This is a genomic window from Fischerella muscicola PCC 7414 (assembly GCF_000317205.1).
GTDB lineage: Bacteria > Cyanobacteriota > Cyanobacteriia > Cyanobacteriales > Nostocaceae > Fischerella > Fischerella muscicola.
The window spans coordinates 62,210-83,795 of sequence record NZ_AJLK01000033.1 but is presented as its reverse complement, the minus strand read 5'-3'; the positions used below and the strand labels follow the sequence as shown (position 1 = coordinate 83,795).

Here is a 21,586-nt window from a genome sequence, read left to right as displayed (position 1 = left end):
GGCTTCCCGTCAGGGTGTGGAGGTTTCCTCCGTACTCTTACCTTGAAGTCGATGGGTGCGCCTACAAAGCAGCGTCCCGGAGGGAACTTCAAAGCTTTTCAAGACAGTGTTCGTTAACTTCAATCAAACTGGACAATTGCCAAAAAACCTTATGTTGCTCTTTCAACTCATATTTAGACGTAACTGACATTATTGGAGATAACCATGATTTTTGCAGGTAAACGACCATCAAACTTAGGCGTTAGCGATCGCAAATTAGCACCTTGTCCAAATAGCCCAAACTGTGTTGCTAGCCAAAGTACAGACGCAGTTCACAAAATAGCACCTTTAACCTACACTTCCAGCCCAGAACAAGCACTGGCAGACATCAAAAGTATCATTCAGTCCCTACCAAGAACAACAATCATCAGCGAAACTGAAGATTATTTGTATGCTGAGTTCAAAAGTGCCTTGATGGGATTTGTCGATGACGTTGAATTTTACCTAGACCGCAATGACAATATTATCCATGTTCGTTCAGCTTCCCGGTTAGGTCAAAGCGACTTAGGTGTGAATCGTAACCGCGTAGAGACAATTAGAACCAAGTTAAACGAGATACAGCAAAACCGTCGTTAGCTAGAGGACAAGCATAATTTTGGAGGCAAACATTCACCAGGTTGAACGCCAGGATGTAAACAAGGTAATTTACTACGAAGCCAACGGAAAACAAAACCAGCTATATGTAGATGAAATTCTCGTAGGGGTGGGGCGATCGCCTAACGTAGAAAATCTAAACTTGGAATCTGTAGGTGTGAAATACGACAAACAAAAGGGAGTGATTGTCAACGATTACCTGCAAACAACTAATCCCCGTATCCATGCAGTGGGAGATGTTTGCATGGAGTGGAAATTCACCCACGCTGCTGATGCAGCAGCGCGTATTGTCGTTCAAAATGCCCTGTTTTCAGTTTTGGGATTAGGGCGGAAAAAACTGAGTTCGTTGACAATGCCTTGGTGTACCTATACTGATCCTGAAGTTGCCCATGTCGGGATGTATCTTGAACAAGGCCAAGGTATAGAAATTGATACTTATTATATTCCCTTAAACGAAGTAGATCGGGCAATTATCGACGGTGAAGCTGAAGGATTTGTCAAAGTTCATGTTAAAAAAGGCACTGACAAGATTTTAGGTGCAACCATTGTGGCACGTCATGCTGGAGAGATAATTAACGAGATTACTTTGGCAATGACTAATAACTTAGGGATGAAAGCGATCGCCAAAACAATTCATCCCTATCCTACGCAAGCAGAAGCAATCCGTAAAGCAGCCGACGCTTACAATCGCACCCGTTTAACTCCTTTAGTCAAGAAAATCACCTCTAGTTGGTTATCATGGCAACGTTAGCTAGAGTGCGATCGCATTCATTTGTTCTGACTAACCAATACACACCAAATAATAAAGACTGTAAATCCCACATAGACAAATACAGTCAGCCATTCTTGAGGACTACCGAATGTGTCATTCATTTTTTGAGATTTATCACAATACGTCTAAAGCGTACCCTTTCTCTCTTGTTCTCCAAGTCGTCCCCCTTTTCTTCCTTCCAAACCACTACTGTGGTTTCTGAGTAGCAATAGCCAGTTTTGCGCCCTGAACTTGTCGCACCTTATCCATCACCGTCACAACTTGACCGTGACTAACTTTTTCATCAGCATTAATAATTACCAAGACTTCTGAATTCTCACCTACTAAAGCTCGCACTTGCCCTTCTAATGCATCAACAGTAGTTGGTTTGCGGTTAACACTGACTTGTCCATCTTGAGCTACAGTCACAGTAATTTTAGTCGGAACTTGCTGCTGTTTGGCTGTTGCTGCTTTGGGTAAACTAACCGGCAAGCCTTCTGAACGAGTTAAAAACAACGTTGACATAATGAAAAATGTCAAAATCGCAAAAATCACATCTATCATTGGTACGATGTTAATTTGCGGTGGTAAATCTGGCTCATCTAGTAGACGCATAAGCTCTGTCTCCTCGTTCATAACGACGACGGTAGAGTAATTCTAACTGTCCTCCGTATTCTTGAATCGAAGCTATTTGGCGTTGGTACAGTCCCCGGAAGGTATTGGCAAAGAGCAATGTAAAGATAGCTACGACCAAGCCGGATGCTGTAGACACAAGTGCTTCACTGATACCTGCGGTGACACCTGCGGTTTTTTCCCCTCCTACATCACCAACATCTAGGGATGCAAACGAGACAATTAATCCTAATACAGTCCCCAACAAACCTAAAAGTGGTGCAAGACCGATGATTGTCTCAAACAAGTTTTGGAAACGCTTGAGTACAGGAATTTCTGCCTGGGCTTCACTTTCTAAAGCTAGGCGAAACTCTTCTGGTGTCGGTTCTTCTAGTTGTAATGCTGAGAGAAAAATGCGTGAGATGGGCAAGTCGGCGTTTTTTTGCAATTTATCCATTGCACCGACAACGTTATCTAGGCGGTAGAGATTTAATACCTCTCGCACTACTTTATGTTGACGGGTGTTGATGCGATACCAGAAACGCACCCGTTCAATAATCAATGCGATCGCCACCACACTAAATGCCAGCAGGGGCCACATGACCACGCCACCTGCTCTGAACAACTCATTGAGATTAGTTAGCATGTAATGCTTCTTTAAAGATGAACAATTTAACAGTTAGACTAGCAGTAAATGATATATCTTATCAATAGCAAGACAAATAAGTGAAAACTTTATGTCAAGTTAAATTAACTTTTGTCACATAAAATTTACTATAAATCTCAAAGCTCTTTGAGAGCCAAACAATTAACAAATTAAGCATTTCCGAATTGCAATACTCTATAGAACTTAACTAATTTTTTTATACTTTTATTGCTTGACTTTTGCTTCTAGGCATTCTAATCTGACTGATTAGGTAATAATGAGTTGCAATATTATGAGCTTTTCCAGCATCGCAGTGCAGCAGCGAGAAAAAGAAGCCAAAGCTCTCAAGTCTTTTGTGGCTTTTAGCCTAATTGGCTCACTAGCGCTGCATATTGGGGTATTAGCTTCCGGCATCGGCAATCTTTTAAGTAGAGTGCCTTCTGAAGAAGAACCAATAGAATTCACAATTGTTGAACCTACGACGCTGGAAACGCCAGAAGCACCAGAAGAAACCAAAAAAGAGACTCCAAAACCAGAACTTATAGATAATAAGATTCTCAGCGCCAAAGCAACTACCAATAGCAATAATACCGAAGTTCTGCCCGTACCAAAACCTGTTGAGAAACAACCAATACCGCAACCAACTGCTCCGGTGCAGAGTTTCAAACCTGAACCTGTCAAAGAACCGCCAAAGCAAGTTGTGCAGCAACCAGCAACTACACCAAATCCGCGCCCGAATCCTACCATTGCAAAAAATACCTCTCCTGCACCTGCATCAGTGCAGAATAATGTAAACCAAAGCAGTGAAAAATTGAGACAGCTTTTAAACGAAGCTAGAGATTCAAATGGTGGAGGTGGCGGTGGTGGAGGCGGCGGGGGTTCCACCGTTGCTACTACTACAGGCAATGGTACAGGTACAATAGTTACTGGCGGTAGTGGAACTGGAACTGGAACAGGTTCTGGCAGTGGCACAGGAAGTGGAACAGGTTCTGGTTCTGGCAGTGGTAGCGGTAGTGGTACAGGAAGTGGAACAGGTTCTGGTAACGGTTCTGGCACTGGTTCCGGCAACGGAACTGGGCGAAGACAACGCCAAACCATAGCTACAGCACCAACCCCTCCTAAGTTGCAAACAGGTTCAGGGGATGGTCGTGCAGCTTGTCGTAAGTGTGATGTTAAATATTCTGAGGATGCCAGACGTAGAGGTATAGAAGGTAGAGTAGAAGTAGCGGTTGATACTGACTCTCAAGGTAATGTTACGAATGTGCGAATCGTCAAATCCAGTGGTAATCGTAAACTAGATGAAGAACACCTCAACCAGGCTCGGAATTGGAAATTAAAACCCTCACAACGTGGTAGACAAGGAGAAGTAATCGCCACAGAATATGCCATAAGAGGTTCGCGTCGTTACCGGGATGTCAAAAAACGTCAAAGACAAAGAGAAGAACAACAAAGAAACCAACAAGCAACTTCTGATTCTTCTGTCAACTCTGCCAACGTCGCACAACCAACCACAAGACGTAGACGGCGGTTAACCCCTGGAACTATCGTCGATGTTCCGCCAGAAACCCGAGTTAGACAGCGACAGAACACATCCCCTTCACAACAAACTACTTCTCAACCGACAACACCTGTTCGTCGTCTACGGCGTCAGCGTGTGCAAACTCCTTCACCTACCACAAACCAAACTACCCCAACACCCAGACAACGACGACAACAAGTCACACCTAATAATCCAACTCCAGCAACCCAATCTCCTCGTCGACGGCGCAGACAGCAAAACCCCACACCAGCCTCATCAAATGGTCAGACTCAGTTGAGACAATCACTGCGTCGTTTCAAACAGCAATCGGCCCCTGCACCAGTTCCTGCACCTCCTCCAGCTTCTAGTAGTCAGCAATAGATATAGGTAACGGGTAATGGGTAATTGGTGAGCCAGCGACTCTTACGCAGGGGGTTCCTCCCGCAACCCCAAAGGGGCCCCGAGTCCCCCATGAGCGTAATCGCGAACCCGTAAGGGTAATTAAGATACTGATGATTTTCACATGCCTAATGCCCAATGCCAATTATTATGTGGTAGACACATGAGATTTTAGCTTTGCGAGAATATCCCAAGACCTCGTCCAGAGAATTGATCCGCCTTGTTGTGGGTCGATGGTATGGGAAGCGATCGCTAGGCGTAAAGCCAAGGTCGTGCCAAAATCTGGGGAGTGAACTGGACTCGTATCCAAACCGCCATACCAGAGATCCACAGGAACGGTAATTTCCTCCAACTTCACAGACCATGAACTGAACGTATTGACGAGGTCTCGTGCGTATCCTTGTGTACCCTGGGAGAAACCCTCCTGCAAGGCCCGTTGATATGCTTGGCTGAATGTTTCATTCTCATACAACACGCGATCGCACTGGGCACTCATCCCAATAATTAACTGCCATAATCCGTCCGGCGTTGCCATCTGCGAAAAGTACTTCTCAAAGCCTACAGCATCTTTTTGGACAGCAGCAACCATGCCCTCTACATCTGGATGCAAAAGCGGTCTCACACGCGGATGGGTAAATTCATCCTGTCCCGACACAATTGCTATAGCCTTCACCAAATTCTGTCCCGCGAGAGCAAATGCAAACGGTGCGCCTTGAGAGAAACCAACGGCAAGAACATTATGGAGATCATTGACCTGAATCAACTCCCGCATGTCATCCACCCAAGAGGACAAAGTCTTGTTAGGGTGAACATCGGACAAACCCAAGCCAGGCCGGTCAATAGCAATAAGTTTCAAGCCGAGACTAGGGAGATCACTCGCGCCAAAACCAAGCCATCCACTCATTCCAGCCCCAGTACAAAACAAAACTGGAAAGCCCTCAACAGGCCCCCATTCGTACCATGTGAGCATACGACCATCATGCAATTGCATCCTTGCCTGTCTCTCTGGTGGTGTCACAAGCTCATTCATGCTGTTTCTTCATTTACGTTTTTGCTTGAGCAACTCTTTGATAGTTTGTAAATCGTACTTCCCAACTTTTCCAGTACTAAAAAGTAAATATCCCACTGCTAACAAGGCAGATGATATGAGAAAAGCCAAGAAATTTACTGAAGCAAACACGCCACCAGTGAAAACAATGACTCCAATTCCACCCAAGATCAAAAGCAATCCAAAAATTGGATTAATCCGCCCCCAAATCAGTATGGCAACTCCAACAACGCAAAGTAACACACCCGGAAGTCGGACAAAAATTCCAATTTGAGTACTAGAAGCAAAAATGATAATTCCGGCGATCATTAAGGCTGAACCTAACAGCTTGCTAGTTCGATCAACCTTATGTTTTTGATTGATATTAGTATTCTGGGGCTGAAATACAGTTGGATTGGAAATATAAATATTATTTGTTTGATTTTGTTGTCTATTTTGAAATATAAAAGTTACTTTTTCTTCTTGAGCGAGGTTAATTTTATCTCCTAAATTCAGAGCATAGCGAGTTCCTGGCTCTAGCTTTGTATTATTAAGATATGTGCCGTTAGAGCTTCCTAAATCCTCAATATAGTAGTTATTACCTTCTATTTGAATTTCTGCGTGCAGGCGAGAAACGATATCAGCGTCTGGTAAAGCAGAAACATCTATATCCGGATTAATTTTTTCGTTCGGTTTACCGATACGAATTACATCTGAATGTGTTGGTATTGCAAATGATGTACTACTTTGAACATGAAATAGTTCTAAGTTCAGTCCTGTTAGTTGTGGTGTACCTAGATTTTGCATGGCTCATACCATCGTAGACTGGTAATTGGTAATTGGTAATTGGTAATTGGTAATTGGTTTTTCCCATTACCTACAGTCCTTCACAAATATGATAAATGTTTCACCGGACATGATATCAACCTCTTTCCTCTCTTACTTTGCGTTCTGTTGCGTTCTGTGCGGTTTAAAACAAAAATTTTAACTATTTAACTGCCAAGACGCCAAGGATTAGTAGAGTGTGCGTAAGTCCTAAAACTCTACTATGCAATACTTCCCCGCTTTCTTGCTTCTTTATAAGACGTTCCCACGTTTCTCAAACCAGCTTTGATCATTTGTCGTTCTAAAAGAGCAAAGAAACGCGCTTTATCCCCACCACGTACTACTGCTTGATTGTGTGCTTCAGCTATGGCTACGGGGTAGCCATATCCTTTTTGCACTTGTGCCAACATCAATCCTAGTGATTCATCAAACAAAGATGTATTTTCTGCTACCCACGCAGGTATTTCTATCCGGGCAATTTCGGCTCCTACGTGGACATAACAAAAGTAAATCTGTAAGTCTTCGTATAAGTCTAGAATACGGGCATTACTACGCCACAGGGGGCCACGTTGTCCTGGTTTGAGTTGCGTTGTCCAAAGCGTTGTATCGCGTAGCGGTTCAAACACCTTACAAGGGACTTTTTCCAGTTGATTGGGGCAAAAACTCATACAATCAGGCACAGGATGGGGACAAGCCAAAAGACGCAAAAAGTTCATGGCTTCGATGTTACGAGATGCGCTGAGATAACCCATCAGGGGAATTTGGGCATCCCGCATTTGCCGCCAAGCTTGCAGGATCGGGGGTAAGATGCGATCGCGTGCATCAAAGGGTAATTGTTCTAAAAACCAGTATATTAACGAACCATCGACCATTGCGAGGGTGGGGATTTTGGAAGTGGGGGGAGTAGGGGGAGAAGATATTTCTTTATCTTTTGAGACAACACTACACGCTAATTCTGCTAAGACTGTGGCTTCGCTGGCGGTACGGCAATAACTCATCCATTCTTCGGTTCTAATTCCCCACTGACGGGAAATGTATAAATCCTCTGGACGATAAAATATCTCCGGTAAACTATCTAGAAGCGGGTGTTTATTTTGACCATAATGTAAAACAACTCTGCCAATATTGAGTAGATAGCAGTAGGCTATTTCATGATGGTTAGGGGCTATTTGGGAACCATCAGTAGCAATAACAGTATGAACTTTAGGCGGAACGGGAATTTCAATACAAGTGTTGAGTGGTTCAACAGGAGTCGCACTAGCAAACAGAATGCGATCGCGCCATTTTTCCTGCTTCTGTACAAATTCTTCTTGGCGATCGCAGGCGTTAAGAAAATGTTGTTGAGCTAATTCTAAACGTTGGCGACTAGCAGCAGCTTCTTGTGTAAGATGCTGACTCAAACCTTGCATTTGTCGTGTTAGTTTGGTCAGGTCAAGCATAGGAAATTTGGGGATTTTAAATTACATGATAGATGGGGAGGTGGGGAGTGTGGGGAGTATGGAAATAACTACTAACCACTAACCATTAACTCTTAACAAATTTAACTTCCCAACATCTGTAGGTTGTGTAGGGTAGCGTAAAGTCCCCCTAGTTGCAATAACTGTTCATGGCTTCCCTGTTCTATTAATTCTCCGCGCTTGAGTACAAAAATCCGGTCTACGTTGCGAATTGTGGATAGGCGGTGAGCAATAATAATTGCAGTCCTTCCGATCAATAGCTTGTTTAAAGCTTCTTGAATTAATGCTTCTGTTCCTACATCTAGGCTAGCTGTAGCTTCATCTAATACTAGAATTTGGGGGTTGCGAATTGCTGCACGAGCAAAGGCTAATAGTTGCTTTTGACCGCTAGAAAGATTTGTACCTCTCTCCCGCAGTTGGGTATTATATCCTTGGGGAAGTTGTTCAATAAATTGGGCAATGTTAGTTTTCTCTGCTGCTTGTTGCACTTCCTCAAAAGAGTAGCCATCTGCTAAGGTAATATTGCTTTTCACATCGCCAGCAAATAAAAAACCTTCTTGCAAAATTACCGCCATGTAGCGCCTGAGTTCGGCTTGGGGTAATTCTCGGATATCTATACCATCAACTAAAATGCGTCCTTGGCTGGGTTCATAGAGACGACACAAAAGCCGGATGATAGTAGTTTTACCAGCACCAGTAGGGCCAACTAATGCTACTTTCTCTCCGGGGTGAATTGTAAAATCTAAATCTTTAATGACGTAATCATCTTCTTTATATCCAAACCAAACGTGTTCAAATTTGATTTCTCCTAATTGTGGTTTGGAATGTTCGGCTTCAGATTCGAGATGTTCCACTATTTCATCAATATAGCCGAATTGAACATCAAAAACTGATACTCTGGGATTGGCGCGATCGCGGATTTCGATGGGTTCATCTAAAACATCAGAAACACGTTCGATGGCGGTGAAACCTGATTGAATCACCGTAAACTTTTCGGCAAATTGCTGTAATGGCTGGAATAGCCTTTCAGCATACAATACAAATGAAGATAAGGTTCCAAAAGTCAAGTTATTTTGCAAAAGTAAATAACCACCAATCCACAAAACAGCTGCGATCGCCACCAAGGAAACCCATTCTAATGTTGCAGATACCGCCGTGTCATGAAAAATCGTTTTATCTACCTCTTTGACATAACGTGTATTGGTTTTGCGAAACAACTCAGCATTAAATTTTTCCCGGCGGAAGAGTTGCACAACATTAATACCAACAATATTTTCTTGGAGTTGGGAATTTAATATTGAAAGTTCTTCTCTGGCTTTGTAATTAGCTTTACGGTATTGCTGTTGAAAATAAATGATTAAAGCCGATACAGGTATAAGCATCACCAGCAACAGCAAAGCGAGTTGCCACTGGATCGAAAACATAAAACCGACTATCATCAGCATGGAGAATAAATCAGAGACAATGCCAATTGCGCCAGTGGCAAAGACATCTCCTAACACTTCCACATCACTGGTGAGTCTAGTAATTAATTTACCTACGGGTGTGCGGTCAAAAAAGCGCACTGCCAAAGATGTAACGTGATGAAATAAATCTTGGCGAATGTCAGCAGTGATTTGTTGTCCTACCTTCTGTACCAAATAACCCTGAAAGCCTGTAAATATCAGTCGGATAATTACGGTGATTACTAATAAAATTTCCAGAAATTGTAAAGCTTGCCAGAACGGTAGATTGCGTAGAAAATCGTAGGTACTCGGTTCTTTGCGAATCAGGGAAATAACCTGTCCAATCAACAATGGTTGAACAGCATTAGCTACAGCTACTGGTACAAGTAATAGTATTGATAACGTCAGCGATCGCACATGGCGACGAGCATAAGGTATCAAGCGCAAAAATAACCGCCAGTCATTTTCACGCCGACGGTATTGTGAGTGAGATTTTTTTTCAAGTATAGAGATGCTCATAATAGGAAAATTATATTAATTTTTACAATACTATAAGCAAATTTTTTTAATATAGTGTTTGCATTCCTACTCGTCACCATGCCAGAGATTGAAACTGCGCGATTGCGACTCAGACCATACACCCTTGATGATGTGGATGAAACAGCAGTAATTTTAAGTAATCCAGAAGTAATGAAATACTCACCCGGAGGGCCTATTCCCCAAGACCAAGTCAAAGAAGTAACACAACAGATTTTAGAATTTTTTATTCAGCATTGGAAACAGCACGGCTTTGGTGTTTGGGCTGTAGTAGACAAAGCTACAAATAAATTACTCGGTCATTGCGGTTTAAATTTCTTACCAAATAGTCCAGAAGTAGAAGTTCTTTATCGTTTGGATCAAGCTTATTGGAATCAAGGTATCGCCACAGAAGCGACAAAAGCCAGTTTGAGGTATGGTTTTGAGGAGGTCAACTTAAATAAAATTGTTGCCATCACTTTACCAGAGCATACTGCTTCCCGTCGTGTGATGGAAAAAGCAGGGTTAAAGTATGAAAAAGACGCTCATTTCTATAACTTAGATGTAGTGTATTATGCTTTGACACGAGCAGCTTGGCAACCGGACGAATCTAGTTATACTCTGCTATTGTAAATGAATTTACTACACACCGACCGTCTGCACCTACGACCATGCCAACTTGAGGATCTTGACATTCTACACGAGTTATGGTGTGATGCAGATATACGGCGATTTCTCTTCGATGATCGCCAAATCTCCTGTGAAGAAGCCCAATCTTTCATTGAAGCTAGTATCACCAGCTTCCGCAATCACGGTTACGGAATTTGGTTATTTTTTGCTCAGCAAAACAACCAGATAGCAGGGTTTACAGGTTTACTCCAATTTACCGAAACAGCACCAAGTTTAATTTTTGGTGTCCTACCCCAGTTTTGGGGACGTGGCTACGCAACCGAAGCAACCTTAGGTGTGCTTGATCATGCATTTACAGACCTGGGTATTAAATATATAGTTGCAGACGTTGATGAGCCGAACGATCGCTCAATTCGGGTGTTGGAAAAAATAGGCATGTCTTGGACAAAAAGAGCGATAGTGAACGAAAAACCTTTACTTTACTACGAGATTTACGCTCCTAGTAGAGGTAATAGAGAATGAGCGATCGCACGTAATATTGTGTTAGTTACAGTGTGGGCGAGGAGACAAAATGTTATTTATGGTGATCGAGCGATTTAAAGATGGTAAGGCAAAAGAAATATATCGTCGATTGCAAGAGAAAGGGCGGATGATGCCTGAAGGTTTAAAATAACCACTTAGTCACCAACGCAAAATATATCTGTGTCCATCGGTGTGCATCAGTGTGCATCGGTGGTCGATTTTTCATTCCCTTGTTGTAAGCGAAAAGTCCTTAGAGAAGGTATAACATAGTATTATCACCAGTAAATCTTAAGTAGGCAGTAGTGGTCTATCGCATTAAATTTGAGTAGTAAAATAACGTAGACGCGTAGCGGTGAGGGGGTCGCAGTCTTGGCGGTTTCCGTCACGATTGCGAACCCCCGAACCCGGAGGGCTTCCCGAAGGGTACCACAAAAAGCGCAAAGTACGCAAAGAATCAACAGCGGCTTCCCACAGGGTAGGAAGAAGGAAAAGAAGAAGAATTGAAAAGTTGACCTATGAAAACTTTTGCGATAGACCAGTAGTGGCGCGACTGCATTAAAATAGTGCATTAATAAACCACAGAGGCACAGAGAACACAGAGTATAGAAGAAGAGATTTTTGCACCAAATTAGCCCGGTCACGCTAGTAGGGTGGGTTAGGTGTTCAAGCATTATTGGACGAATTATAGTGAAATTTGACGCAAGTAAGAGATTTACGAGATGAAAGCCATATTTTTAAGTTGAAAATCTGTTTTATGACTTGTGAAGCTAATTTACAATTCAGAAACCTGATTTACAATTCAGAAACCTGATTTACAACTCAGAAACTTAATTTACGACTCAGAAACTTGATTTACAACTCAGAAACTTAATTTACGACTCAGAAACTTGATTTACAACTCAGAAACTTAATTTACGACTCAGAGACTATTGACAGCTTTTTTCAGGTAAATAAAGTACACGTTTAGGGGCGTAGGGCCGTACGGGTTTACAGTAAATCCAATATGTATCAGGATTTTTGTGAAACCGTATTACTCCGCATTGACTACGAAGCCGGACATGGCGTTGGTTCAACCAAAACGCAACGTCTCCAAGAACGAGCCGACATCTTCGCTTTTATGATGTGGCAATTTGGGATGGAAGATTATTAAGGGATCGGGGACACAACAATTAAAAATTAAAAATTAAAAATTGAGAAGAGGGTCAGGGAACAAGGGAGACAAGGGGGACATGGAGGACAAGGGAGACAAGGAATTAATTTAGCAGCAAACTCATGCTCCATCTGTGTTTATCGCCTTGCACAGTGGTCGATTTTTCATACCCTCGTTGTAGGCGAAAAGCCCTCAAAGAAAGCATAGCATGGTATTATCACCGCCACTATTCAGACTCACTGTATGGTTACAACTCCTCTGACATTAAACCTGGACACCGTTCACCTGACGGACGAACAGTTCTATCAACTATGTCAAAATAACCAGGAGTTGAAATTTGAACGAACGCCCAAGGGAGAATTAATTATCATGCCACCCGTTGGAGGAGAAAGTGGTAATCGAGAAGCTGACCTAATTGCCGATTTGGTTATCTGGAATCGCCAAACCCAACTCGGTTACACTTTTAGTTCCTCCACTATATTTAAGTTACCTAATGGTGCTGACCGTTCCCCGGATGCTGCTTGGATTCGCCGGGAACGTTGGGAAGCACTCACACCCGAACAAAGACGCAAATTTCCCCCCATTGCACCGGATTTTGTGATCGAGTTAAGGTCAGCAACCGACGATTTAGAAACCCTACGCCAGAAAATGCAAGAATATATAGATGCAGGGGTGCAATTGGCATGGTTAATTAACCCCCAACAGCAGCAAGTGGAAATTTATCGCCCAGCACAAGAGGTGGAAGTACGCAACCTTCCCACTGAATTATCTGGTGAAAATATATTGCCAGGATTTAGCTTGAATTTATCTGATTATTAAAAAAATTATATTGAATAGTGGATAAAGGGATCAGGGATTGGGGATCGGGGAATTTGTAATTAATTCTGTTTAAATACTTAACTGGTAACTGGTAACTGATAACTCTTAACTGGCTTATCTGCTATTGCAATTTGACGCCTAAAATGGAAAGGTAATTGAACCACCAGCAAATTGCACTCTTTTAGGCATTTGACCCCATCTGCCATGACACAGACTGCCTTTGACCGATTTTGGGAACTTATATTTGGAGCGATCGCTCTCAACCCCCAAGTTTTTGAATCTATCCAAATTCTCCCCCAAGGTTTTCGGGTTGCACTTTACACTGCACTATTAGCAGGCTTTTCGCAAGCTTTCGGTCAAGGCATTGTACTATTTGTTAACCGAGTCAAGCCAATTCGCTTTCTTCTCAGTTTAGCGATCGCCTCGGTGTTATTTGTATTTAGTGTGTTGTTTTGGGGTCTGAGTACATGGTTGGTGAGTTGGCTATTCTTCGATGCTAGTACCCCATATGAAGTTATATGGTCTCTTCTGGGACTAGCCTATGCACCAATGATATTTAGTTTTTTAGTGGCACTGCCTTATTTTGGTGTACCAATTAACGTCATACTCTCCATCTGGACACTATTGGCATTTGAGGTGGGTTTGCACGCCGTCTTGCATGTCAGTATCTGGCGGGCATTTTGGTGCGCGGCTTTAGGGTGGGTGGTACTCCAAATTTTACAACGTACTATCGGTAGACCCATCGCAGCGATCGGTGTATGGCTTTCAAACACGGTGGCTGGTACAAAATTAGTCACGGATATGCGAGGAATAGAAAGTCTTCTGCAAGCAGGGCCGCAACAAATCTTCTCCAGTATTTATCGAACTGGCAACACGCTTAACAACAGAGACGACGGAGAGTGAGATGATGTTAAAGCGAGTCGTCAAATTTTTGGGTGTTTTTTTGATAGCCTTGCTTTTAACTGTATTATTTCCACAACTGCGCCAGATATGGGTTGTTGCCTACGATACTCTCGGTAGTGCGTTAAGTTTGACTATAAGTTTAGCGCAGATTGCTCTCATTGCTATCCTCTTTGCCGGGCTGCTAGTTCCTTTAGAAGCTTTAGGCTGGTGGGCAGGTTGGTATGGTGATCAAATTGATACAACAATCGATCCAGGTACCTTAGAAGAACCAATCCCACCCCAAACAAATGTTGTGCGTTATGTAATTTACTTAGATGGTATTGGCCAAGCTTCTTCGCGGTATTTTCCTGATGGTGAGGAGTTTCTCAGTCAGTTAGCAGCCATATTGCCAGATAACATTGCCATTATTAGAGGGCTAATTCCTTACTCTGTCCTTAATCGACCCTTATCAGATGATAGGCTGTTTTCATTTTTTTGGCGGACAGCCGAGCGATTGAGTATGTCCCCAAATCCAGGTTTACTCGGCATTTTGCTGGCTGTAGCAATTAACATCCGTAACACTTTTGTAGTCATGGTTTCTGCTGACCAACGTTACGGCCCAATTTATAACCAGGGAATGGCTCAGGTAATGTACAACAGCCTGATTAACTATGACTACACACCTGGTAGCGGTGTACCAATCACCCTAATTGGTTTCAGTGGCGGTGGACAAATAGCGATGGGGACACTATCGTATCTCAAGAAGGCATTAGTAGCACCAATTGAGGTAATTTCTTTAGCTGGTGTTATCAGTGGTAATACTAATGCTCTAATGGTAGAGCATCTCTATCATTTTGTTGGCGACAAAGACCCTGTGGAACGTTTAGGCCCAATTTTTTTTCCCAAGCGTTGGAAAATCTTCTTTTTATCCTACTGGAATCGTGCCAAACGCATGGGCAAAATTTCTTTTGCTTCCCTCGGCCCAGTTGGTCACAGTGGCGCTGGAGGTGTCTTAGATCCTTACAAATTGTTACCTGATGGTCGCACCCATCTGCAACAAACACTAGATGTGGTGACAAAAATCTTACTAGAGGAGTATGACAGTGACCAAGAAACTGAACCGCGTCAACTCAGCAATTACGATCGCTATCTCCAAGCAGATTTTAATCGACCAGAGTACTATCCTTTACCTCAAACAACAAGATCCTTAACTGGGATACCGACAAACCTCTATCAACCCATCGCTGCGTGGATGGGAAGGCTGATTTTGCCACCAAAGGAACAACGACAGTTTGGTGTTTTGCTGGAACTATATCACGCCCCTAGTGAATATCAACATCTCATCGGAGAAGTTATAAATCTGAAATGGCTGGAGAGTTCTACAGTCATTAAAGATATTCATTTTAGCCAGCAAGCAATCTATAGTTCCCAACAAGGGTTAGTGCAACCAACCCGTTTAAATCATTGGCGACGGGTGACACCCCTAGAATCTTTAGCAGGTGCCAGACCAAATAATGATGTTGTTGTCATGTTACGTGAACCTGTGGTGATTGAAGAAAATGGAGGAAACAAAGCTGTTACTTTGCACATCACCAGTGAACCTGTGCAAATTTCAGGGCGATTTTACGCCTTAGTGAAGTTTTTACAACCAGCCACCCCAGACAGCGAACAGTTCCGCGTCGTTCACTATAATCCCACCTCTGGGCAATTTGATGGAGTTGAGGAAGTCGTAACAATGCCTCAAGTACTTCCTTACGAAAACGAAATTTATCCTTCCACCAACCGTGACATTGAAAAGTCTCCTTTAAATCCTACAGGGTGGTATATTTACGGTGCTAGAGATGCTGGCGGTATGTTTGTAGTCCAGTCCCTCATTCCTCGGACTTTGGTACAAGTCAAGCCCCAAAGGGTAATCAATGGCATAAAACCAGCCCTGCACTACCTGAAAAAAGAATCCTGGCAGGAAATCATTGCTCATAAAGGACAAATTCAATCTGTACTTTTGAATACACAAGACCGGGAGATTGAACAAGCAGTCTCAGAGTGGCGTGAAGGCGATCGCGCTTTAGTTGTCCACATCTACGGCGGTATCGGGGGCAAGAAAAAAGAAGCCGCAGCTAGGGGCCCCGTCTACTTTGGACATTTTGCCTACGGAGTGGCGCGGGTAGTGCGGGAACCCCTAACAGATGAATTATGCTTCGACATTGAGTACCACCAGGTTTATACTCACAACATCGATGGATTAATTGCTGGGACGTTGCATATATCGCGTTATTTAGGCGATCGCCAGTTTGGTTGGCTGGGGATTCGTCCCACTACCAACATTTTGATCAAATATGATCCTTTTACCGAAGACTACGATATTAATGGCATCAGGCGATCGGCATTACAAACACTCGTCCGAGAATTGGACATCATGACAGCCCGTTACCGTATTGGTGATGGTACTGGTGGAACCTATGTCGGTCCTGCCAATAACTGCTCCCAAGATTCCAATCAATCATTATACGCCGCTATCAAAGCTATTGAAAAAGCAATCAAATCCAATAATCCCGAGTATCAAAACTGGCTAGAGGGCAACCCCGAAGACGCCACCCGTCTGCAAAAATTGGTCAAGTTAGGAAAATCTCTTCGTTGGGAACTATTACCTTTTGGTGTTGCCCGCGCAGACTGGCAAAACTATACTGAAAGTCTGGGCAGTTCTCTAGAAGACAGCCCCTTAAAACAACTATTCACAGGCTTAATCAGTTGGCGAGCAATGTTTCCTCGTAAAGCCAGCGACACTGTAACTGAAATATTTCTCAAGCAGGGAGCTGCTGTATGGGTACTTACTACCAGTCAAGTAGGTGGTTGTGATCCAGATATTGCCGCAGTTGCTCCCATGACATTTTAGCATCTACTTTATCACCCATATTATGTATGCATACATCACACTCGCCATCAACCAACGTTCATAGAATTGCTAGCGAATTTCGCATACTGGGTTGGATTGGTTTCTGGCTACAGTTAGTGTTGGGAAGTATCCCCCTATTCATAGCCATACCTACCCTATTGTTTAGGAGTAATCCTGGCCGAGTCGGTACTCAAAACAGTATTGGTGTATTTTTTGCCTATGCTTGTTTACTAGTTTTGATCTTCACAATTTACTGGTGTTTTCGCTACACACGCTTGTCAAAAAAACTAGATGATCCTGATCTGCGTCCCTCAAGAAAAGAGGTGACGAGAGATTTGTGGATCGGCATCCTTGCCAATATTAGCGGTATGATATTTGCGGTCATTGTCTTACTTACCCAGGTCGGCTTGCTCTTGAATAGAGTCCTATCAATACCCCAAGGAGCAGCTACTATTTATACACCTTTACCTGGTGCGGCGATCGCAACTTCAAATTTACCAATTACTCCCCTGCAAATTATCTCTATGCAAGCAGTCAGTTGTGCGATCGCAGCGGAATTGGTAGGAGTAATTGTTGCCCTGTGGCTATTGTATAGGCTGATACCACAGCCGGCTTATGAATAAACAGCGCTTCAAGACGTAAATGCATCCCGGTAAATCTATCTGTGTCCATCGCCTTGCACGGTGTTCGATTTCTCAAAAATGATCTTTGTTACATCTTGAAATCACATTAGCGGCTTTTGCGGTGGGGCGATAGTTAAATTCTTGAAAGAGGGATTGAATTCAATCCCTCTCATTCCTAATCTATAGACTAGCTAACTAGTTCCTTGACTTTCTTGATAATGCTTTCAGGATCTAGTCCCTGATGAGGAAACTGTTCCCATAATCCACCACAACCTTCTTTATGAATACCCAGGTGAGCAAATTTTGGTGTCAGTCCGCATTCTAGTAACCAAGAACCAAAGCGGCTACCCAACCCTGTGCGACGGTTGAGTGCTTCTACAACCAAAACAAAAGGTGCTTTACCAACTTTAGCTAGCATCTCTTCGTCAATAACGTTGAGTGTCGGCTTATTGATCAAACCAACATCAATTCCTTGCTGTTTGAGTTTTTCGACAGCATCAAGGGCGCGATACAATCCATCACCAAAGCTGATAATATAACCAGCAGTTCCTTCCCGCACAACTTCATCTTTGCCAGGAACAAAGGTGTAACCTTCGCCGTAGAAGTTGTTACCATTTTCATCCAAAATCTGGGGAACTTTCGAGCGGGTAGAGTAGATAAATCTTAATCCAGGGTCAAAAAATACTGCTTCCACACAAGCTTTCATCTGGCCAGCATCGGCGGGGAAATACAACCGCGTTTCGTAGCCGTCGTCTAAGCCGTTGTCGGCAAACATATTATTTAGACCAAAATGGCAGGTGTTGTCTGCCATGTCGTCTACACCGCAGTGAGAGAAATGACACAGAACGTTGGAGTAGTTCAACCGCGCCATAGTGATTTCGGAAATACACATTTCCAAGAAGGCGCTAAATGTACCGAAGATGCCTTGTTTGCCTTTTTCCATACCGAAGCCAGCGGCGGCGGAGAAGTTACCCCGTTCCATAATGCCAGAAGCGACAAAAATATCTGGATAGGCATCATGAATTTTTTTCAAACCGCAGGAACCTTCGAGGTCACTATCGATACACATGACCTTTTCTTTGCGTTCTTCGGGACTCATGCGGCTAAGGACGGATACCACGGCATCACCGAAGACATTGCGGTTAGAATCCCATTTTTCACTCACACCCAGGAAAGTATAGGGTAGTTTGGGTTTTTGGATATTCTTGAGGTATTCGACAGCTGCGGTTTGTCCGTGCTTTTCTAAGTAAGCGATCGCTTTATCAACTGGAATCACATCATGACCATGGGTTGATCCTTCAATACCATCGATCCCTACAGCCATTTTGCGCTTGTTCACTAAAGCAATTGGGCCATCGGTGGTTACTGCTTCGCAAATGCGACGGTATAAATCATCTATGTCCTCCGGATCTCCCACATTAACGCTAACTCCGTGACCTGTGAGGGTTTTAGCAACACTAAAACCTGGTAGGTACTCAGAAGGATGTCCAGCAATGGTGACATCGTTATCATCAATGATCAGTTTGATATTGAGATTCTTCGCAACTGCCAAGCGTGCTGCTTCTGCATCATTACCTTCTTGCTGTGAACCATCAGAACCAAGGCAAATCACCACTTTGTCTGGATTGGCCATTGCCACCCCATTAATGTAGGGCCAAACGTGTCCTAAACGTCCAGAACTAAATTTGACACCAGGTGTCAATCCCAACTCCGGATGTCCGGGTAATCGCGAATGGGCTTCACGATAGTGAGCAAGTTGCTCAAAAGGTAGATCACCATGCAGGGCAGCCATGAGATACTGGGTAGCAACTCGGTGTCCTGCTTCATCAAAGAAAATCGGTACAAATTTATCTGGTGCGCCTCTAAATAGTGCATCCAGAATGACCACCTCTGGCACTGTGTCGTAAGGGCCACCAGTATGCCCACCTACACCCCTAGCTGCTCCCGTCGCTGTGAAGAAAACAATCGCATCACGGCATAGCTGGATATTAGCTTTGAGGGTTTGGCGCTGCTCGTCGGTGAGGGTAGGATTGCTTGGGTCTAATGCCAGGGGCTTGTAGGCTCCTAAATCAATCGGAAAGCTACGTTCTACAACATTAGTCATGACTGATTTTCCTTGATTCACTCATTGCCATCATACATTTGTAAAGGATGAAGGGTGAAGGGCGAAGTCTGAAGTCTGAAGTCTGAAGTCTGAAAAAATATATTTTATGTTTTCTCCCCATCACCCCAACACCCCATCACCCCATCCTATGTTCTCCACTCGCTTTATCTGTTTCTTTCGCCATCTCAACTTTCAGGTTCTCCAACAAGTTGTCAAAGAAAGTGGCGAACACAGATTACCTGGTTTAGCTGCGGAAATGGCTTATAACAACTTGCTAGCTTTATTTCCAACCTTGGCGGCTGTTCTCACAACGATTGGGATGTTAAATATTTCCCAAGATCAAGTTGATACTTTAGCTCACCAAGTACTTAATTTTGCCCCAGAACAAGTTCCACTGCTACTGAAAGAATTTACTGGACAAATACAACTACCTCAAAGTAGAGAATTAGTTTATATTAGTTTTCTCGTTGCCCTTTGGCTTGCTTCTGGAGCAATTAGTGCGGCTATGAACGCAATGGATGAGATTTATCAGATTCCACCAAATCTCAAACAACCTTTTTGGAAAGCGAAGTTAATTTCTTTGCTCCTAACAATTGCTACCATTGGTTTAGTTTTAACTGCTTCTTTGTTAGTATTTATCAGTGACCTAATTGTGCAATTTGTGTTAGATAGTACACAAATATTTGGAGCAATATTTTTATCTGCTTGGTCTTGGTTCCGTTGGCTTTTAACCTTGATGATTATCGCTTATGCATTTAGTATTATTTATCGTCATGGTCCAAGTCAATGGTTCAACGGTACTCCTATTATGCCTGGGGCAATTATTGGAGCTTTACTGTGGGCAGGTGTTTCTAAATTATTTCGAGTCTATGTCAGCAATTTCGGAAACTATAATTTGACCTATGGAGCATTGAGTGCAGGGATTGTGTTGCTGTTGTGGCTCAATCTCAGTTCTTTGGTTCTACTGATTGGGGCACAGTTAAATGTCACGGTGGGGAAAGTAATGAGAGCTAATAATCACAATAATTTTTAAGTCAGAGATAATTTATAAAGTAAACCTTAAATTGTAGGGTGCGTTATAGCAACGCTTAACGCACCATCTTTCTCGGTGCGTTACGGCTAATCCTCACTTTCTCAAACTCCGAAATCCTTGCATAGCCGTAACACACCCTACTTAATATTGACTTTATAAATAAGCTCTCAGTGATTCGCTTAAATAGTGATTTTGTGATTATTTTGGCTATTTATGAAATAAAAACTCTAGCATTGAGTCAATTAACTTAGTTTCACTACCTATTGTTTCTCTATAAGCAAGAAAGTTTTATTTTTCTATTCACATATAGATTTTTATAACTCATATATTGATTATCTATAGAAATGAGTTATTAAAGAAAACTCATAATTACTTAATATTTATATAAACACTTTTGAGCGAGATGGTATATCATTGACTGAACGCCAACGTCTACAATAATTCATAATTATTGGCAAAGTGACTATTGAATTCTTACTTTCAGATAGCTAAGGAGCTAATTAAATAGATGAGTTACTACGACTTTGATAACCATTTTTGGTCTCCAAAACAGGTTTGTTGTCAATCGAAAGTATCCAATATTCAGAAAAAAATCAATCCAAAAATTAAGCCAAAAACTATATTAATTGGGACTTTTGCTTTAGTATGTGCCGCTATTTCGACTACAGCATTAATCAAGAATAAAGCTGTTAATAATAATGAAACTTATGGAAATAGCTCTGAAACTTCATGTATTGTTTTAAGACGCGAAACATTCCGTATGTATTGTTCTCTGCCGCAGCAGTGATCGTATTTTGGATTTGTTTTTATATTTAGACTTTGTTATTTATCTATCGCAGACATTTTTTAAGTTGTATGAAAAGAAAATGCGGTAGATAGTGTTGATTTGCCCTTCGGGTAAGGCAGAAAGGAAGAAAAAAGTTTTAACTTTATAGCAATCCTAAAACAAGATCCCCGACTTTTCTAAAAAGTCGGGGATCTGGGCGATGTGAGAATTGCTATAGAGAATATTTTATAAGAACTATCTGGCTTAACTGGGTAGGTTAACTGGCTTATCTGCTCTGGAAAAACTAGAAAATAACGTGGATAATCATAAACTG

The 21,586-nt window shown here is 42.6% G+C and carries 19 protein-coding genes and 1 pseudogene; 13 read left to right on the top strand and 7 right to left on the bottom strand.

From position 1 onward, the window contains the following. The first annotated feature begins 204 nt into the window (after positions 1-204). Both UYI_RS0105015 and UYI_RS31975 read left to right on the top strand, forming a co-directional pair. The gene (locus UYI_RS0105015) at positions 205-615 is read left to right on the top strand and encodes a DUF1499 domain-containing protein (RefSeq protein ID WP_016865581.1); all 411 of its coding nucleotides are present in this window, start codon (positions 205-207) and stop codon (positions 613-615) included. A gap of 13 nt (positions 616-628) precedes the next feature. Then, positions 629-1,384 (top strand): annotated as a pseudogene (locus UYI_RS31975) (FAD-dependent oxidoreductase); the annotation flags it as partial. Positions 1,385-1,591: 207 nt separating this feature from the next. On the opposite strand, the gene UYI_RS0105005 reads toward UYI_RS31975, so the two are convergent. Both UYI_RS0105005 and UYI_RS0105000 read right to left on the bottom strand, forming a co-directional pair. Next, complete coding sequence (locus tag UYI_RS0105005; protein ID WP_016865579.1) at positions 1,592-1,999, bottom strand: ExbD/TolR family protein; 408 nt, start codon at positions 1,997-1,999, stop codon at positions 1,592-1,594. After that, entirely contained in the window at positions 1,983-2,642 is a 660-nt protein-coding gene (locus UYI_RS0105000) for a MotA/TolQ/ExbB proton channel family protein (protein WP_016865578.1), read from the bottom strand. The genes UYI_RS0105005 and UYI_RS0105000 overlap by 17 nt, the downstream gene beginning before the upstream one ends. Positions 2,643-2,934: 292 nt before the next feature. On the opposite strand from UYI_RS0105000, the gene UYI_RS0104995 reads away from it, so the two are divergent. Beyond that, the gene (locus tag UYI_RS0104995; protein WP_016865577.1) at positions 2,935-4,542 is read left to right on the top strand and encodes an energy transducer TonB; all 1,608 of its coding nucleotides are present in this window, start codon (positions 2,935-2,937) and stop codon (positions 4,540-4,542) included. Between the two features lie 166 nt (positions 4,543-4,708). Here the strand turns inward: UYI_RS0104995 and UYI_RS0104990 are convergent, their stop codons facing one another. The 4 genes from UYI_RS0104990 to UYI_RS0104975 all read right to left on the bottom strand — a co-directional run bounded on the left by UYI_RS0104990 (position 4,709) and on the right by UYI_RS0104975 (position 9,833). Next, a complete protein-coding gene (locus UYI_RS0104990) occupies positions 4,709-5,590 on the bottom strand; it encodes an alpha/beta fold hydrolase (protein ID WP_016865576.1) in 882 nt (293 codons plus the stop codon). Between the two features lie 9 nt (positions 5,591-5,599). Next, entirely contained in the window at positions 5,600-6,394 is a 795-nt protein-coding gene (locus UYI_RS0104985) for an FHA domain-containing protein (protein ID WP_016865575.1), read from the bottom strand. 239 nt (positions 6,395-6,633) lie between these two features. After that, on the bottom strand, positions 6,634-7,851 hold the full coding sequence (locus UYI_RS0104980; protein ID WP_026085746.1) for a DNA double-strand break repair nuclease NurA: 1,218 nt from the start codon (positions 7,849-7,851) through the stop codon (positions 6,634-6,636). 101 nt (positions 7,852-7,952) lie between these two features. After that, on the bottom strand, positions 7,953-9,833 hold the full coding sequence (locus tag UYI_RS0104975; RefSeq protein WP_016865573.1) for an ABC transporter ATP-binding protein: 1,881 nt from the start codon (positions 9,831-9,833) through the stop codon (positions 7,953-7,955). Positions 9,834-9,911: 78 nt separating this feature from the next. Between UYI_RS0104975 and UYI_RS0104970 the strand changes: the two genes are divergently transcribed. From UYI_RS0104970 to UYI_RS0104930, 8 genes are all read left to right on the top strand, one after another. After that, positions 9,912-10,463 carry a GNAT family N-acetyltransferase gene (locus UYI_RS0104970; protein WP_016865572.1) on the top strand — a complete coding sequence of 184 codons (552 nt, stop codon included), beginning with the start codon at positions 9,912-9,914 and terminating at the stop codon, positions 10,461-10,463. Next, complete coding sequence (locus tag UYI_RS0104965) at positions 10,464-10,982, top strand: GNAT family N-acetyltransferase (protein WP_016865571.1); 519 nt, start codon at positions 10,464-10,466, stop codon at positions 10,980-10,982. Positions 10,983-11,040: 58 nt separating this feature from the next. Continuing rightward, positions 11,041-11,133, top strand: coding sequence for a DUF3303 domain-containing protein (locus tag UYI_RS39955; RefSeq protein WP_308410461.1), 93 nt, complete (start codon positions 11,041-11,043; stop codon positions 11,131-11,133). A gap of 852 nt (positions 11,134-11,985) precedes the next feature. Continuing rightward, positions 11,986-12,132, top strand: a complete 147-nt coding sequence (locus tag UYI_RS36495) for a hypothetical protein (RefSeq protein ID WP_016865569.1) — start codon at positions 11,986-11,988, stop codon at positions 12,130-12,132. Positions 12,133-12,375: 243 nt separating this feature from the next. Then, positions 12,376-12,951: a Uma2 family endonuclease gene (locus UYI_RS0104950; protein WP_026085745.1), complete on the top strand. Its 576-nt coding sequence runs from the start codon at positions 12,376-12,378 to the stop codon at positions 12,949-12,951. 204 nt (positions 12,952-13,155) lie between these two features. After that, positions 13,156-13,854 (top strand): LTA synthase family protein, encoded by a 699-nt coding sequence (locus UYI_RS38690; RefSeq protein WP_016865566.1) that lies wholly within the window; start codon positions 13,156-13,158, stop codon positions 13,852-13,854. A gap of 1 nt (position 13,855) precedes the next feature. Next, complete coding sequence (locus UYI_RS0104935) at positions 13,856-16,726, top strand: CAAX protease (protein ID WP_235147909.1); 2,871 nt, start codon at positions 13,856-13,858, stop codon at positions 16,724-16,726. Between the two features lie 26 nt (positions 16,727-16,752). Beyond that, positions 16,753-17,349, top strand: a complete 597-nt coding sequence (locus UYI_RS0104930) for a DUF3611 family protein (RefSeq protein WP_016865564.1) — start codon at positions 16,753-16,755, stop codon at positions 17,347-17,349. Between the two features lie 187 nt (positions 17,350-17,536). Here UYI_RS0104930 and UYI_RS0104925 read toward each other — a convergent pair whose 3' ends face one another. Then, positions 17,537-19,453, bottom strand: a complete 1,917-nt coding sequence (locus tag UYI_RS0104925) for a transketolase C-terminal domain-containing protein (protein ID WP_016865563.1) — start codon at positions 19,451-19,453, stop codon at positions 17,537-17,539. A gap of 106 nt (positions 19,454-19,559) precedes the next feature. On the opposite strand from UYI_RS0104925, the gene UYI_RS0104920 reads away from it, so the two are divergent. Next, positions 19,560-20,486: a YihY/virulence factor BrkB family protein gene (locus UYI_RS0104920; protein WP_016865562.1), complete on the top strand. Its 927-nt coding sequence runs from the start codon at positions 19,560-19,562 to the stop codon at positions 20,484-20,486. Between the two features lie 508 nt (positions 20,487-20,994). After that, complete coding sequence (locus UYI_RS0104915) at positions 20,995-21,273, top strand: hypothetical protein (RefSeq protein ID WP_016865561.1); 279 nt, start codon at positions 20,995-20,997, stop codon at positions 21,271-21,273. Positions 21,274-21,586: the final 313 nt, after the last annotated feature.

Bases quoted from the DNA above. Each gene is read 5' to 3' on its own strand.
- UYI_RS0105015 (WP_016865581.1), top strand. From the start codon at position 205: ATGATTTTTGCAGGTAAACGACCATCAAACTTAGGCGTTAGCGATCGC.
- UYI_RS0105005 (WP_016865579.1), bottom strand. From the start codon at position 1,999: ATGCGTCTACTAGATGAGCCAGATTTACCACCGCAAATTAACATCGTA.
- UYI_RS0105000 (WP_016865578.1), bottom strand. From the start codon at position 2,642: ATGCTAACTAATCTCAATGAGTTGTTCAGAGCAGGTGGCGTGGTCATG.
- UYI_RS0104995 (WP_016865577.1), top strand. From the start codon at position 2,935: ATGAGCTTTTCCAGCATCGCAGTGCAGCAGCGAGAAAAAGAAGCCAAA.
- UYI_RS0104990 (WP_016865576.1), bottom strand. From the start codon at position 5,590: ATGAATGAGCTTGTGACACCACCAGAGAGACAGGCAAGGATGCAATTG.
- UYI_RS0104985 (WP_016865575.1), bottom strand. From the start codon at position 6,394: ATGCAAAATCTAGGTACACCACAACTAACAGGACTGAACTTAGAACTA.
- UYI_RS0104980 (WP_026085746.1), bottom strand. From the start codon at position 7,851: ATGCTTGACCTGACCAAACTAACACGACAAATGCAAGGTTTGAGTCAG.
- UYI_RS0104975 (WP_016865573.1), bottom strand. From the start codon at position 9,833: ATGAGCATCTCTATACTTGAAAAAAAATCTCACTCACAATACCGTCGG.
- UYI_RS0104970 (WP_016865572.1), top strand. From the start codon at position 9,912: ATGCCAGAGATTGAAACTGCGCGATTGCGACTCAGACCATACACCCTT.
- UYI_RS0104965 (WP_016865571.1), top strand. From the start codon at position 10,464: ATGAATTTACTACACACCGACCGTCTGCACCTACGACCATGCCAACTT.
- UYI_RS39955 (WP_308410461.1), top strand. From the start codon at position 11,041: ATGGTGATCGAGCGATTTAAAGATGGTAAGGCAAAAGAAATATATCGT.
- UYI_RS36495 (WP_016865569.1), top strand. From the start codon at position 11,986: ATGTATCAGGATTTTTGTGAAACCGTATTACTCCGCATTGACTACGAA.
- UYI_RS0104950 (WP_026085745.1), top strand. From the start codon at position 12,376: ATGGTTACAACTCCTCTGACATTAAACCTGGACACCGTTCACCTGACG.
- UYI_RS38690 (WP_016865566.1), top strand. From the start codon at position 13,156: ATGACACAGACTGCCTTTGACCGATTTTGGGAACTTATATTTGGAGCG.
- UYI_RS0104935 (WP_235147909.1), top strand. From the start codon at position 13,856: ATGATGTTAAAGCGAGTCGTCAAATTTTTGGGTGTTTTTTTGATAGCC.
- UYI_RS0104930 (WP_016865564.1), top strand. From the start codon at position 16,753: ATGCATACATCACACTCGCCATCAACCAACGTTCATAGAATTGCTAGC.
- UYI_RS0104925 (WP_016865563.1), bottom strand. From the start codon at position 19,453: ATGACTAATGTTGTAGAACGTAGCTTTCCGATTGATTTAGGAGCCTAC.
- UYI_RS0104920 (WP_016865562.1), top strand. From the start codon at position 19,560: ATGTTTTCTCCCCATCACCCCAACACCCCATCACCCCATCCTATGTTC.
- UYI_RS0104915 (WP_016865561.1), top strand. From the start codon at position 20,995: ATGAGTTACTACGACTTTGATAACCATTTTTGGTCTCCAAAACAGGTT.